The organism is Chromatiales bacterium, from assembly GCA_024234935.1.
Lineage (GTDB): Bacteria > Pseudomonadota > Gammaproteobacteria > Steroidobacterales.
Genome location: JACKNI010000007.1, coordinates 75,542 through 89,328 on the forward strand (window position 1 = coordinate 75,542; position 13,787 = coordinate 89,328).

Here is a 13,787-nt window from a genome sequence, read left to right on the forward strand (position 1 = left end):
AACAAGGAGCAGTCGCCGTGTCCCAGCAGCCCATTAGCAGCGCACCACCGCAGGACGAGCAACACGTCATCGAACAGATGACCGAGCGTTTCCGCGACATCATCACGCTGCTCGGCGAGGACGTGCAGCGCGAAGGTCTGGTCAAGACGCCAGAGCGGGCGGCGAAAGCCTTTCACTTCCTGACCCGCGGCTATCGCCAGGACATCAGCACACTGATCAACGATGCCGTGTTCACCAGCGATACCGATGAACTGGTGATCATCCGCAACATCGAGATGTACTCGATGTGTGAACACCATATGCTGCCATTCATCGGCAAGTGTCACGTGGCCTATCTGCCGAACGGCAAGGTGCTCGGCCTGTCGAAGATCGCGCGCATCGTGGACTACTACGCGCGTCGTCTGCAGATCCAGGAGGTGCTGACCAAGCAGGTCGCCGAATGCGTGCAGTCGGCGATCAACGGCAAGGGTGTCGGTGTGGTCATCGAGGCCCAGCACATGTGCATGATGATGCGCGGTGTCGAGAAGCAGAACTCGATCATGACGACCTCGTGCATGCTTGGCCATTTCCGTTCGCATCCGCAGACCCGCAACGAGTTCCTGCGGCTGCTGGGTACCTGACAAGCCGGACTTCCTTCCAGTGGGCCGGCAGGAGATGAGGCAATGAAGAAAAACCTGGTCCGGGTGGTTCTGGCAGTCATCGTCGCGATCCTGATTGCCTGGGTCTGGTTTTCCACCCGACTGCCCCGACAGCGGCCTGCCGCTGACATACAGGTCGAACTGACCGCGGAGAACATCGAGCGGGGACGTTATCTCGCCGTGAATGTCCTGCAGTGCGTGGACTGCCATTCAGAGCGTGACTGGAACTTCTATGGTGGCCCGCCGGTTGAGCCCATCGGTGCGGGACGCGCGTGCATGACCCGGGAAACCATCGCGGCGGGCGTCAACGCGGGCCAGGAAAGATTTCCGGGGCGGCTTTGCATCCGCAATATCACGCCGGATGAGGAGACGGGTCTCGGCAGCTGGACGGATGGCGAAATCATCCGCGCTGTGCGTGAAGGTGTGAACAAGGACGGCAAGGGCCTGTTCCCGATCATGCCGTACTTCATCTACAGGAACCTTGCGGATGACGACATCCAGGCGGTGGTGGCCTACCTGCGTTCGATGACGCCGGTGAAGTCTGTCCGCCCCGAGCGCCAGATCGATTTTCCGATGAACATGCTGGTCCAGCTCTGGCCGGAGCCCTTCGACAGTCCCGCGCACGCGCCGGACCGCTCTGATTCGGTGGCCTACGGCAGGTATCTGGCCACCGTGGCGCGCTGCGAGTTTTGCCATACGCCCAAGGATCCGCAGTCCATGAAAGGCTTTGAAGGGCGCGAATTCGCAGGTGGCATGCCGTTTTTCCTGAACGGCCGCACCATGTACACGATGAATCTCACGCCGCATGAAAGCGGGCTCGGCAGCTGGACCAAAGAGCAGTTCGTCCAGTTGTTCAAGTCGCGGGTGGCGCGCGTCGAGACTGACCCGACTGCCAACACCCTCATGAACTGGAATGCCTTCGGCGCGATGAGCGATGCAGACCTGGGTGCGCTCTATGACTTCTTCATGACCCTGCCGCCGGTGCCGTATCAGCAGGAGCCAACCTGATTGGCGACTGGCGCTCCACGTCATGAATGACCAGCGGCTGCGCGGCATCGCTTCGATGCTGCTCGCCGTGGCCTTCTTTGCCGGCATGGATGCGGTACTCAAGCTGTTTGCGGCGAGTTATCCGCCGCTGGAGGTGGCTGCACTGCGCGGCGCCGCTTCGCTGCCGTACCTGTTGCTGCTGTTTGCATATACCGGCAGCTGGCGCGAGCTGCGTCCGGTGCGCTGGGGCCTGCATCTCGGTCGTGGCGTGCTCGCGCTCGTCATGCTCAGCGGCTTCATCTATGCCGTGGGCCAGTTGTCGCTGGCCGATGCCTACGCGATATTCTTCGTCGCGCCGCTGTTCGTCACCGCGCTTTCGGTGCCGATGCTCGGCGAGCATGTCGGCTGGCGGCGCTGGCTGGCGATCCTTGCCGGCCTGATCGGCGTGCTGTGGATGCTGCAGCCGGGCGCAAGTCGCCTCAGTCTGCTCGGTGCCATCGGCGCACTGGTTGCCGCAGCGGCCTACGCGGGCAGTGCGATCACGGCGCGCATGCTCACGCGTACCGACTCGACGGCCTCGATGGTGTTCTGGTTCCTGGTGCTGCTCACCGTGTTCGCCGGCCTGCTGGCCCTGCCGGACTGGGTGCCGCTTGAGCATCGGCACTGGCTGTGGCTGGCGCTGCTCGGCCTGCTCGGCGCCTTCGGCCAGCACTTCATCACCGAGGCGTTCCGCTGTGCACCCGCTTCGGTGGTCGCGCCCTTTGAATACACCGCGATGCTGTGGGCCGTGGCACTCGACTGGGTATTCTGGGCGGCGCTGCCTTCAGCGCGAGTCTGGAGCGGCGGGGCCCTGGTGATTGCCAGCGGCCTGTACCTGATCTGGCGCGAGCGCGCGCTGCATATCGAGCTCGCGGCGGTCATCGAGGCGCCGGGCAGCCCGCGCTGATTCCTTCAGTCGCCCATGCCGCGGATGACCAGGTTCGGCAACAGCGCATCGTCCCAGTCCTGGCGCAGAGGACCGGTCGTGACAATCACCAGTTGCTTCGAGGGCACAATGTATACGCGCTGCCCGCCGAAGCCGTCGAAATAGATGACATCGGGTGCGGCGAAGGGCTCGGAGTGGAAGGCTGCCGCCGACGACTTGCGGTTGTAGCGCCGGTTCTTCTGGTACGTGGTGCCGAGCCAGGTGAGATAGCCGTAGTTCGGGTTCTGTGCGCTGGGCGTGATGATGTCCTTCATCCACTGCTCGGGCACGACCTGCATTTCGCCGACCCTGCCGTGATTGAGGTGCAGCAGCCCGACACGCAGCCAGGCGCGTGCCGTGGTGTCCAGGCAGCAGAAGGTGCGCGGCGTGCGGGTTGTTTCCGTGTCGAGCAACACGGTCGCATCGTCATCGCTGACATGTCGCCACAGGTTTTCCGACAGGTACTCCGCATAGCTCATCCCGGAGACCCGCTGCAGCAGGATGCCGAGCACTTCGGGATTGATGTTCGTGTAGTCGAACTGCGTGCCGGGCGGCGCGAGCACACCCTGCTCGAAAGTGATCTGTTCCAGCCCGTCACCGATGGTCATGTCGATCACCGCCGGGAATGCGGGGAAGTCGATGCCGCTCGCCTGCTGCAACATCTGCCGGATGGTGATGTGGCGCCGCTCGTCGCCGGCCCATTCCTCGATGTAGTTAGCCGCCGGATCATCGACCGACTTGATCAGGTCCTGCTGGATCGCGATGCCGGCCAGCATCGCCAGCACCGATTTGTGCATCGACTGTGTGGAGACGACTGACTGCGCGTTGTGGTCCCCGTAGTACTGCTCCAGCTGCAGCGCGCCGCCTTGCCAGATCAGCAGCGAGTACGCATCGGTCGCTGCCGCCGCCTTGCTTGCCGCATCGAGAACGGCTGCTGGAATCGTCCGCTCGCTTTCACTGGCGACCACCAGCGCCGGCACCGGCCCGCCGCGCACCGGATCGGTCGGACCCTGGCTGCCGCCGAAGGGCAGACCCACCAGCCGTGTGGTCATCACCGGTTTGGCGATGAACGATGCCAGCAGTGCAAGCGCGACGATCGCGAGCAGGCCGAGGGCTAGGCGTTTGAGCAGACGTTTCATGTGCAGATCCCGGGAGCATGAAGGATCTGCTTATTCTACGTTCCGTTTCGCGGCACATGACGCCGGTCAACTGCAGCAGCGACCATCAGACGCGCACGCGGTTCCAGGCATCCAGCGCAGCGATCTTGTAAGCCTCGGCGAAGGTCGGGTAGTTGAATACGGCGCCGACGAAGTATTCGAGCGTGCCGTTGTGGGCGATGACGGCCTGGCCGATGTGGATGAGTTCGGTGGCGCCCTCGCCGACGATGTGGGCGCCGAGCAGGCGGTGGTCCTTGAGGCCGAACAGGAGTTTCAGCAGGCCGTCCTGCACGCCCTGGATCTGGCCGCGGGCGGTCTCGCGCAGGCGGGCGATGCCGGTTTCGTAGGCGATGCCTTCATTGCGCAGTTGCTGTTCGGTCTTGCCGACGATGCTGATCTCCGGCACGGCGTAGATACCCACCGGGAAGTAGTCGGTGGCGGTTTCGGAGGAACCGCCGAAGGCGTGACAGGCGGCAAGCCGCCCTTGCTCTGCAGAGGTGGATGCCAGCGCCGGGAAACCGATCACGTCGCCGACGGCATAGATGTGCGGCACTTCGGTCTGGTAGCTCGGTTGTACGGTCAGGCGGCCGCGCGAGTCGACCGGTACCCCGGTCTTGTCCAGGTCGAGGCCGGCTGTGGCCCCGGTTCGTCCGGCTGCCACCATCAGCAGGTCGCTGCGGATTTTCTTGCCGCTTTTCAGATGCGTGACTACGCTTCCATCGGCAGCCTTTTCAACGCGCTCGACTTCTTCGCCGAGGCGCAACTGGATGCCGCGCGACATGAGATCGTGACGGAATTCATCGACGATGTCGGCATCAACGAAGTCGAGGATGGTGTTGCGGTTGTCGACCAGCGTGATCTTCGCGTCCAGCGCGCTGAAGATGGTCGCGTACTCCACACCGATCACCCCGGCGCCGATGACGGTCATCGAGCGCGGTATCGCCTTGATCTGCAGCAGGCCGTCGCTGTCGATGATCGTTTCGTCATCGAAGGGGATGTTGTCCGGCCGGTGCGGGACAGTGCCGGTGGCGATGACGATTTTCTCGGCCCGGTAATCGGCACTCTGCCCGGTGATGCTGGTGACGTGCACGGTATGGGGATCGAGAAACTTCGCCATGCCGTGAATGATGCGCACGCCATTGCGCTGCAGCTGGTGCTCGATGATTTCTATTTCATGCGCGACGGTGATGCCGAGGCGCTGGAACAGATCATGGGCGGTGATGTCCGACTTCACCCGGTGACTGCGCCCGTAGATGCCTTTCTCGCGCCAGCCGCACAGATACAGCACGGCCTCGCGCAGCGACTTGCTGGGAATCGTTCCGGTGTGGGCAGTGACGCCGCCGACGATCTCGCGGCGTTCGATGACGGCGGCCCGTTTGCCGAGCTTGGCCGCCTGAATCGCTGCGCGCTGGCCACCTGGCCCGCTGCCGATGACCAGTAGATCGAAGGTTTCCATGCGTCGCCTTTAAGGTTCTGTGTCCTCCGGTAGTCGGCCGGTGTGACAGAATCTTGAGCGCATGGGGGAGATGAGCGTGACGTGGGTCCCGGTCAGGGGGCGTCCAGGCTGGACCGCACCGCATCCGCCAGCGCCTGTATGTCATCTTCACTGTGTGCGGTGGAGAGAAAGCCCGTTTCGTAGGGGCTGGGTGGCAGGTAGATGCCGGCGGCGAGCAGTGCGTGAAACATTTTCGCGAAACGCGACTCGCTGGCGGCTGGAAACGCAGCCGGGCTGCGAATCACGGTACCGGATCCGGCGTCATCGGGAACCAGCCAGAACAGGGAGCCGAAGCGCTGCAGGCGCAATCCAGGCATGCCGCCGAGCTTTTCTTCAAGCAGGCGTCCGTTGTCCTCCAGCGCGAGATAGGCGGTGCCGTCGGTGAGGCGTTCCAGCGTGGCGAGCCCGGCAGCCATCGCCACCGGATTCGCGGCCAGCGTGCCAGCCTGATAGACGGGCCCGACCGGTGCGACGAGCTGCATGATTTCGCGGCGGCCGGCATAGGCACCGACCGGAAAGCCGCCGCCGATGATCTTGCCGTAGGTCACGAGGTCGGGCCGGATGCCGGTGATCTCCGCCATGCCACCAAAGGCGGTTCGAAAGCCGCTGATCACCTCGTCGAAGATCAGCAGCGTGCCGTGCTGCTGACATTGCCAGGCGAGCGCATCCAGAAATTCCTGGCGTTGTGGCAGCAGGCCATGATTGGCCGGCAACGGCTCGATGATTGCGGCGGCAAGTTCCGGGCCGCGCGCTGCGAACAGGCCTTCCAGTCCCGGGATGTCGTCGAGTTGTGCGACTGCGGTATCGGCAGCCACACCGGGCGGTACGCCAGCGCTGTCGGCGATGCCGGCGAGACCGGAGCCGGCGCGAATCAGCATCGCATCGGCATGGCCGTGGTAGCAGCCGTCGAATTTCAGGATCAGTGAGCGCCCGGTGGCTGCACGCGCAAGGCGCAGGGCCGACATCACGGCCTCGGTGCCTGAATTGACGAAGCGCAGGTTCTCCACCCAGGGCAAGCGGTTGCAGATGAGTTCGGAAAGGGCCAGCGAATAGGGTTCTGCCGTGCCGAAGCTCCAGCCGCCGGCTGCCGCGGCAGTCACCGCATCGAGGACGGCCGGATGCGTGTGGCCGAGAATCATCGGCCCGAAGGCCATGCAGAAATCCGTATATCGCTGTCCGTCTACATCCTCGATCCAGCTGCCCTGCGCACTGCGGATGAACAGCGGCGTGCCGCCGACACGGCGGAATGCGCGCACCGGCGAATGCACGCCGCCGGGAGTCACGGCGTTTGCGCGCTCAAACATGTCGGCCGAGCGGCTCATGCGCTGAGGTACCGGCGCGCACGCCGTGCGGCGTAGCTGATGATCATGTTGGCGCCGGCGCGCGAGAAGGCCGTCCAGCTTTCCAGTTGTGCACGTACCGGATCAGTGAGTCCGCGTTCGGCGAGCAGATCGATGCCGGCCTGTTCACCGCTGGTCTGGTACACGGCCCACGGTTTGTGAATGCGTGCCGACAGCAGTGCCAGAATGTCCAGATAGGGCAGGCCCGGTTTCACCATCAGGATGTCGGCGCCCTCGGCCGCATCGCGTTCGGCACACAGCAGGGCATCGGCAGGCCGGCCCGGATCGATCTGGTAGCTCGCACGGTCGCGCAGCGGGAGATCGCTGCCCGGCGCTGAATCCGCCGCCAGCCGGAACGGGCCATAGAAAGCCGAGTTGAACTTGGCGGCATAGCTCATGATCGACTGCCGTTCGAGGCCGGCCTGGTCGAGCGCGGCGCGGATCGCGGCGACCCGGCCGTCCTGCATGTCGCTCGGCGCCACGCAGTCTGCGCCGGCCTGCGCAAACTGCAGCGCGGCGTCGGCCAGCGCGGCAACCGAGGCATCGTTCAATACGTGATCACGGTTGTCGTTGAGGACGCCGCAGTGCCCGTGCGTGGTGTGCGAGCACAGGCAGACATCGACGGCGAGCCAGATGTCGCTGCCGAAACGGCGCCGGACCGCGGCGATGACATCGGTGGTGGCAGCGTGGGAAAAATCGTGATCCTGTTTGTGGGCCGGCACACCGAACAGCAGGAACTTGGCTATGCCCTGACCAAGGTCCGCCTCGATCTGTCGCAGCAGCGTCTCGGCCGTGTCGCGATAGACGTCGGTGAGGCCGGGCACGGCTTCGCGTTCCCGCAACGCGTCGACCACAAACAGTGGCTGCATGAACTGTTCGACGTGCAGCCGCACCTCGCGCGTCAGCTCGCGGATGTGGCGGTTGTCGCGGTTGTGCCGCAGGCTCATTGCAGCCATCGCTGCCACTCGTGTCCGTTTGGAAAAGGCTGCGCATCAATGCCGGCAGCATGCAGGGCCTTGCGCGTCTTGCCGGCGCCGCAGGCGTGTTGCGCGTTCGTTGGCAGTACGGCGCGCAGCGCATGGAACTGCTTCGCATTGCTCCAGTAGCAATGCGTGGCGCGGGCAGCCTCCGACTTGACGGCGCGCAGCGCGGCGCTGTCGGCTGGCGGCAGGATGTCATAAGTGGCGAGCACGCGGCCGATACCCGAATTGCGCCAGCCCGGCACGGCGTCGGCCGAGGTTACTGCCGTCCAGTCCTGCAATGGCGGCAGTCCGAGTACCGGGCAGCCCAGGGTGCCGCGGAGATCGTCAAAGCCCAGGTGGTCACCGCAGCCTTCGATCCAGTAACCGCGTGCTGCCAACTGACGCCAGCTCTCGATACCGCTGGTCCAGAGACGTACATCGCTGCCCAACTGCTGGTCCTGCAGCGCATGCCAGTAGGCGACAAACAATGCCGAGTCTGCATGCAGCGCAGCCAGCTCCGGCACGGCAGCGGCTGTCGGCTCCCGCCTGCAGAGGCGCTGCCAGGCAATACCGTTGAAGGCACTTGCCTCGCTATCCGGGGGACGCGGCTGGTTCCAGACGATTCTTTCGATGGTCTCACCGTCAGCGACGCCGTGCACATAGCAGACCGGGCCGAGACTCGCGTGCATGATGGCGGTGGCCCCGAGTGCGGCGCGCTGCGTGGCCGGCCATTGCGCCAGTGCCGACAGCTCGAGCGCGGCGAGTTCCGCCGTATCCGAATCGTGCAGTACGCGCAGCAGCTCCAGCATTTCCTCATCTTCAGTACGGCACTCGATGGCCAGGATGCCCTGACCGGCCGCGCCGGGGCAGCGGGCCAGCGGCAACACGGTCCAGCGTGCATCGCGCAACAGCCCGGCTACGCGGGTGTGTGCGGCGGTGTCATTCCAGAGACGGATCAGGCCCGCGAGCGCCAGGACCACGCCGTCGAGCGCTTCGCTTGAGGTGTCCTCGGTCTGCAAGCGTGCAAGACGCGCATCGACTGCGCCGCGCAGTTCTGCAAACTGCAATTCCGGTGCCTTGCCGGTGGCCGGCAGTGCGGTGGGCAGAAAGGCATCGATGTTGCCCTGACGACGGCGGGAGGATGCACCGATGCGCAGCGGCTTGCCTGCCGCAAGACGGGCCATGACATCGCCACGCCAGACGATCACGTCGCGTGGATTCTCGCGTACCGGCAAGGCGGCGCGCGCGATGCCGGCGTGCCGGAGCACAGGCAGATCCTTCAGCGAGTGCACGCAGAAATCCACCTCGCCATCGAGCAGTGCCGTATCGAGTTCGGCGGAAAAGAAATCGGGATCATCGACCTTGCCGAGTGCCACTGACTGATTGCGGTCGCCGCGAGTCGTGACCGGATGCAGCTGAACTTCAAGCCCGGGATGCAGGCTCATGAGCTGTGCAGCGATCTGCCGGCTCTGGGCCATCGCCAGCAGCGAAGCGCGCGTGCCGAGTTCAAGTGAGCGCTGCATCGCGCCTGCCTCAGCCTCGCGCCGAAATCAGCAATGGCAGGTGGTCGTCATCCGGTTGCGCTGCCGGAAAGCGTGCACCGGCCAGTTCATTGCAGGCGCTGCGTGCCCGCACCAGTTGCAGCGAGGCGATGTTCGCCCGCGCTTCGGCGGCACCGAGAATGTCGTCCAGGTCGAAGGCGGTCTCCACACCGTTCCATTGCGAGGCTTCGCTGTGTCGCTGCCCCAGGTGCAGCAGGCTGCGGACACGGCCATGCCGCAAACGGTATCGCCAGCCGGCATCGTGCTCCGCGTCGGCCGGTGTGGTGAAGATGATGTGTTCTGCCCAGCGTGCTGCCATGTCGGCCTGTGTGGTGCTGAACCAGCGATCGACGACAGGCGGCGTGACGGGGCGGTGATTCCAGGCGCCCGTTTCGGCGGCGCGAAAGAAGGGCAGTATCGAGCGGGCCAGTGCGCCAGTGCCGACGAAGAGCACGCGGGCGCCGCGCGGGGGCGCGAGCAAGCGGCGGGCCAGACTGCCGTAAGAGTTCCCGCCCACGCCCTGCAGATGCTGCTGACGGATGCGGCGTGCATCGCCGAGCAGGGTCTCGACGAGTGGCGACAGCGGCTGCGTGATGCTGGCGGGCAGGCGGTCCAGCGAGTCCTGCCAGGCGCGCCTGAACTGGCCGAAGACATTGGTCTCGCCGCAGACTGTGCTGCGCAATCCGGTGACGACCTCGAGCAGCAGGCGGTATGCCTGTACACCGGAGTACATTTCCATCGTCGGGGTATCCGGATGATCGATGACTGGTCGGGGTCCCATGCCGAACAGCAACTGCCGCATGCAGGTATCTACCAGCACACCCGATGCGCGCGCGGGCGCCACTCCGTGAGTCGGCAATCCGGCGACGCCGGCGCGGTACGGCCAGTGCAATACCCACAGCCCATCGATCATCAGCTTGTCGAAGCTGTCAGCCACGCTTGCCGCCGCTTTCAACGCTCGCCAGCCATTCGTCATCCGAACCTTCGGGCACTTCCTGGAACAGCCAGGTACTGAGATAGCGCTCGCCGGTATCGGGCAGCATGGTGAGCAGGACGGAGCCTGGCTCGGCGCGTTTGGCAACCTTGAGCGCTGCGGCCAGCGTGGCGCCTGCCGACAGGCCGACGAAGATGCCTTCTTCGCGTGCCAGGCGCAGCGCGGTGTCCTTGCCTTCTTCGTCAGTCACGGTCACCAGCTCATCGTAGACATCGGGATTGAGTACGGCGGGAACGAAGTCGGGTGTCCAGCCCTGGATCTTGTGCGGCTTCCACTCCAGTCCGCCGAGCAGCGATGCGCCCTCGGGTTCGGTGGCGACGATCTTCACTTCCGGGCGCGCCATCTTGATGACTTCGCCGGCACCGGTCATGGTGCCGCCGGTGCCCCAGCCGCTGATCCAGTAATCGAGGCGCCGGTCAGCGAAATCCTGCAGGATTTCCGGTCCGGTCGTCTGTCGGTGGTAGGCGGGATTGGCCGGGTTTTCGAATTGGCGGGCGAGGAACCAGCCGTTCTTGCGCGCCAGTTCTTCCGCGCGGCGTACCATCTCCGTGCCGCGTCCGGCGGCCGGGGTGAGGATCACCTTCGCACCGTAGGCGCGCATGATCTTGCGGCGTTCGATCGAGAAGGTCTCGACCATCACCGCGACAAAGGGATAACCCTTCACTGCACAGACCATCGCCAGTGCGATGCCGGTGTTGCCGGAAGTGGCCTCGATCACGGTCTGCCCGGGCTTCAGGACACCGCGACGCTCGGCATCGGTGATGATTGCGTAGGCCAGACGATCCTTCACCGAACCGCCGGGATTGAAGGCCTCGGCCTTGACGTACATCTCGACGTGCTTTGGCGCGAGACGGTTCAGCCGGATCACCGGTGTCTTGCCAATGGTGCTGAGGATATTGTCGTGGATCATGGGTCTGCTCCGGGGATGTGATTCGAGTTTACTGCAGGTCGCCTGGCCTGATCTCGCCCGGCCTGGGTTCAAGGCCGGGTCTGGCCGTTGGTGTGCCTGGCATCTGCCAGCCGAGATGGTCGGCCAGCCCGACGACTTCGCCGACATAAAGCAGTGCCGGCGAGCCTGGACCGGCATCGGCGCTGCGCTGCGCGATATCGGCCAGCGTGCCCTTGACGATCCGCTGCTGCGGCGTCGTGCCGGCAATCACGACGGCGGCCGGCGTTTCGTGCTTGCGGCCGTGAGCCACGAGCTCTGCGGCAATGACTGCGAGTTTGCGGCCGCTCATATATATGACCAGCGTCTGTTTGAGTGCAGCGAGTGCGGCCCAGTTCAGATCATCGCCCGCGCCTTCGCTGTCCGGCGCGAGATGCCCGGTCACCAAGGTGACAGCCTGCGCGAGGCCGCGGTGCGTCAGCGGGATACCCGCGTAGGCGCCGCAGCCGTTGGCCGCCGTGATGCCGGGGATCACCTGAAACGGCAGGCCGGCACGCGCCAGCACTTCAGCTTCTTCGCCGCCCCGCCCGAATACATAGGGATCGCCACCCTTGAGTCGGCAGACACGTTTGCCCGCGCGGACCCGCGCCAGCAGCAAGGCATTGATCTCGTCCTGGCTGGTGCCGGGACCACCGCCGGTTTTGCCGACGTCGATGAACTCGGCATCGCGGCGTGCAAAGGCCAGCAGTTCAGGCGCGACCAGCCGGTCGTGCAGCACGACATCGGCATGCTGCAGCAGATGAAAACCGCGCAGGCTGAGCAGTTCCGGATCGCCGGGCCCGGCGCCGACCAGCCAGGCCTCACCGCTGGCGCCGCCGGCATCGACCTGGGCACTGAGCGCGGTTTGCAGCGCTTCATCAGCGGCCTGCATCCGGCCGGCCAGGACATGGCCGCTGAGCGTGCCGCCAAAGGCGCGCTCCCAAAACCGGCGTCTGGCCGCGATGTCCGGCAGTCGCGCCTTGATCGTGTCGCGCCACTCACCTGCCCAGGCGGCGAGTTCGCCGAGGCGCAGTGGCAGCCAGCGCTCGAGTTGCTGACGCAACATCCGTGCGAGCACCGGCGCGCGCCCGCCACTCGAAATCGCGACGATCAGCGGCGAGCGATCCACGATAGAAGGACTGATGAAGCTCGAGAGCGCCGGGTCGTCTACAACATTGCAGAGGCGCAACGACTTGTGCGCGGCAGCGGCGACCGCACGATTCACCGCACGATCGCTGGTGGCAGCGATCACCAGCAGATGCGTGTCGACGAGCGTGGCGTCGAAAGGACGCAGCACAGCGGTGATGTCTTGACGGTCCCCGAGTTGCTGCAGGCCGCTGTTGAGTTGCGGGCTGTTGACGGTGACAGCGGCACCGGCGGCGAGCAGTTGTCGCACCTTGCGCTCGGCCACGTCGCCGCCGCCGACGACGAGACAGCTCTGGCCTTTCAGGCTGAGGAAGATCGGCAGGTGGTCCATTGGTTCTGATCCGCCGGGTCTGATCCATGAGGTCCCGGCTCGCGGCAATCAGGGACTGAATCGGTACGATATAGCTGCGGCTCGCCGGAAAAAAATAGTTAATCCTTCTGGGCTCATCGCTGCCCGGCATAACCGGTCACATCCCATTCCCGGCCGGCAAGGGTTGACAGTCACTTGTAACCAATGGCTATATAGCTCAGGTCAGTCTTCGCGAGTAGTGCCAGATCCCCCATGACCCTGCAGCAGCTCAAATACCTGGTCGCCATCGCCGATAGCGGTCTTAACATAACGGCGGCAGCGGACCGGCTTTATACCAGTCAGCCCGGCATCAGCAAGCAGCTGAGACTGCTGGAGCAGGAGCTCGGCGTCCAGCTTTTCACGCGCAAGGGCAAGAGCCTCACGGCAATCACGCCGGCCGGCAAGGATGTGATCGGCCGCGCGCGCCGCATCATGCGTGAAGTCGAGAACATTCGCAGCCTGGCGAGCGACCTGTCGGGTGAGCAGGAGGGCACGCTGTCCATCGCCACCACCCACACGCAGGCGCGGCATGTGCTGCCCGATGTGATCCGCGAATTTCGCGAGCGCTATCCGAAGATCAACCTCGAACTCCAGCAGGGCACCTCGGAGCAGATCGCCGAACTCGTGGCTGCCAACCGCGTGGATTTCGCCATCGCCACCGGCTCGCGCCAGTTGTTTCCCGGACTGGTGCTGTTGCCGTGTTACAGCTGGGATCGCATCGTGCTGGTGCCGAACGGGCATCCACTGACCGGCAACAAGGAGCTGAGCCTGCGCGTGCTTGCCGGTTATCCGCTGGTGACCTACGTGTTTGGTGCCACCGGTGAATCTTCGCTGAAGAAAGCCTTTGCCGATCAGGGACTCGAACCGAACGTGGTGTTCACGGCGCGCGATGCGGACATCATCAAGACCTATGTGCGCATGGGCATGGGTGTGGGCATCATCGCGCCAATGGCCTACGAATGTCAGGATCAGAAAGACCTCACGGCCTTGTCCGCTGCCGGGCTGTTCCCGCGCGTGACCACCTGGCTCGGCTACCGTCGCGATTCGGTACTGCGCCGTTACATGGTGGATTTCATCGCGATGCTCGCACCGCACCTCACGCCGCAGATCACCCGCAAGGCCACACAGCTGACCACGCAGAGCGAAGTCGACGATCTGTTTGAAGAAGTGCAGCTGCCGTTGCGCGGCGGCTGCGAGGAAGTGTCAGGCGCTGTCGCCCGGCATTAAAGCCCGGACAGATCGATGTCGTGCAGTCCGCACTCGCGCTTCAGGCCGAAGAAGCGCGTCTC

The 13,787-nt window shown here is 64.7% G+C and carries 12 protein-coding genes; 4 read left to right on the top strand and 8 right to left on the bottom strand.

Annotated elements, in window-relative coordinates:
- Positions 1–77 precede the first annotated feature (77 nt).
- The 3 genes from folE to H6979_12720 are packed head-to-tail and all read left to right on the top strand — an operon-like array spanning position 78 to position 2,571.
- The gene (folE, locus tag H6979_12710; GenBank protein ID MCP5140706.1) at positions 78–620 is read left to right on the top strand and encodes a GTP cyclohydrolase I FolE; all 543 of its coding nucleotides are present in this window, start codon (positions 78–80) and stop codon (positions 618–620) included.
- A 42-nt stretch (positions 621–662) separates the two neighbouring features.
- A complete protein-coding gene (locus H6979_12715) occupies positions 663–1,646 on the top strand; it encodes a cytochrome C (GenBank protein MCP5140707.1) in 984 nt (327 codons plus the stop codon).
- Between the two features lie 55 nt (positions 1,647–1,701).
- Entirely contained in the window at positions 1,702–2,571 is an 870-nt protein-coding gene (locus tag H6979_12720; protein ID MCP5140708.1) for a DMT family transporter, read from the top strand.
- Between the two features lie 5 nt (positions 2,572–2,576).
- Here the strand turns inward: H6979_12720 and H6979_12725 are convergent, their stop codons facing one another.
- The 8 genes from H6979_12725 to cobA all read right to left on the bottom strand — a co-directional run bounded on the left by H6979_12725 (position 2,577) and on the right by cobA (position 12,480).
- Positions 2,577–3,728 carry a serine hydrolase gene (locus H6979_12725; protein ID MCP5140709.1) on the bottom strand — a complete coding sequence of 384 codons (1,152 nt, stop codon included), beginning with the start codon at positions 3,726–3,728 and terminating at the stop codon, positions 2,577–2,579.
- An 85-nt stretch (positions 3,729–3,813) separates the two neighbouring features.
- Positions 3,814–5,202 carry a Si-specific NAD(P)(+) transhydrogenase gene (gene sthA, locus H6979_12730; protein MCP5140710.1) on the bottom strand — a complete coding sequence of 463 codons (1,389 nt, stop codon included), beginning with the start codon at positions 5,200–5,202 and terminating at the stop codon, positions 3,814–3,816.
- A 92-nt stretch (positions 5,203–5,294) separates the two neighbouring features.
- Positions 5,295–6,563: a glutamate-1-semialdehyde 2,1-aminomutase gene (locus H6979_12735; GenBank protein ID MCP5140711.1), complete on the bottom strand. Its 1,269-nt coding sequence runs from the start codon at positions 6,561–6,563 to the stop codon at positions 5,295–5,297.
- Entirely contained in the window at positions 6,560–7,537 is a 978-nt protein-coding gene (gene hemB, locus H6979_12740; protein MCP5140712.1) for a porphobilinogen synthase, read from the bottom strand. The genes H6979_12735 and hemB overlap by 4 nt, the downstream gene beginning before the upstream one ends.
- Complete coding sequence (hemC, locus tag H6979_12745) at positions 7,525–9,066, bottom strand: hydroxymethylbilane synthase (GenBank protein MCP5140713.1); 1,542 nt, start codon at positions 9,064–9,066, stop codon at positions 7,525–7,527. The genes hemB and hemC overlap by 13 nt, the downstream gene beginning before the upstream one ends.
- A gap of 10 nt (positions 9,067–9,076) precedes the next feature.
- Positions 9,077–10,021 carry a hypothetical protein gene (locus H6979_12750; GenBank protein MCP5140714.1) on the bottom strand — a complete coding sequence of 315 codons (945 nt, stop codon included), beginning with the start codon at positions 10,019–10,021 and terminating at the stop codon, positions 9,077–9,079.
- Positions 10,014–10,988 carry a cysteine synthase A gene (cysK, locus tag H6979_12755; GenBank protein MCP5140715.1) on the bottom strand — a complete coding sequence of 325 codons (975 nt, stop codon included), beginning with the start codon at positions 10,986–10,988 and terminating at the stop codon, positions 10,014–10,016. The genes H6979_12750 and cysK overlap by 8 nt, the downstream gene beginning before the upstream one ends.
- Before the next feature lie 28 nt (positions 10,989–11,016).
- A complete protein-coding gene (gene cobA / locus H6979_12760) occupies positions 11,017–12,480 on the bottom strand; it encodes a uroporphyrinogen-III C-methyltransferase (GenBank protein MCP5140716.1) in 1,464 nt (487 codons plus the stop codon).
- 231 nt (positions 12,481–12,711) lie between these two features.
- Here cobA and cysB point away from each other — a divergent pair, with 231 nt between their 5' ends.
- Positions 12,712–13,725, top strand: a complete 1,014-nt coding sequence (cysB, locus tag H6979_12765) for an HTH-type transcriptional regulator CysB (protein ID MCP5140717.1) — start codon at positions 12,712–12,714, stop codon at positions 13,723–13,725.
- The last annotated feature ends 62 nt before the right edge of the window (positions 13,726–13,787 follow it).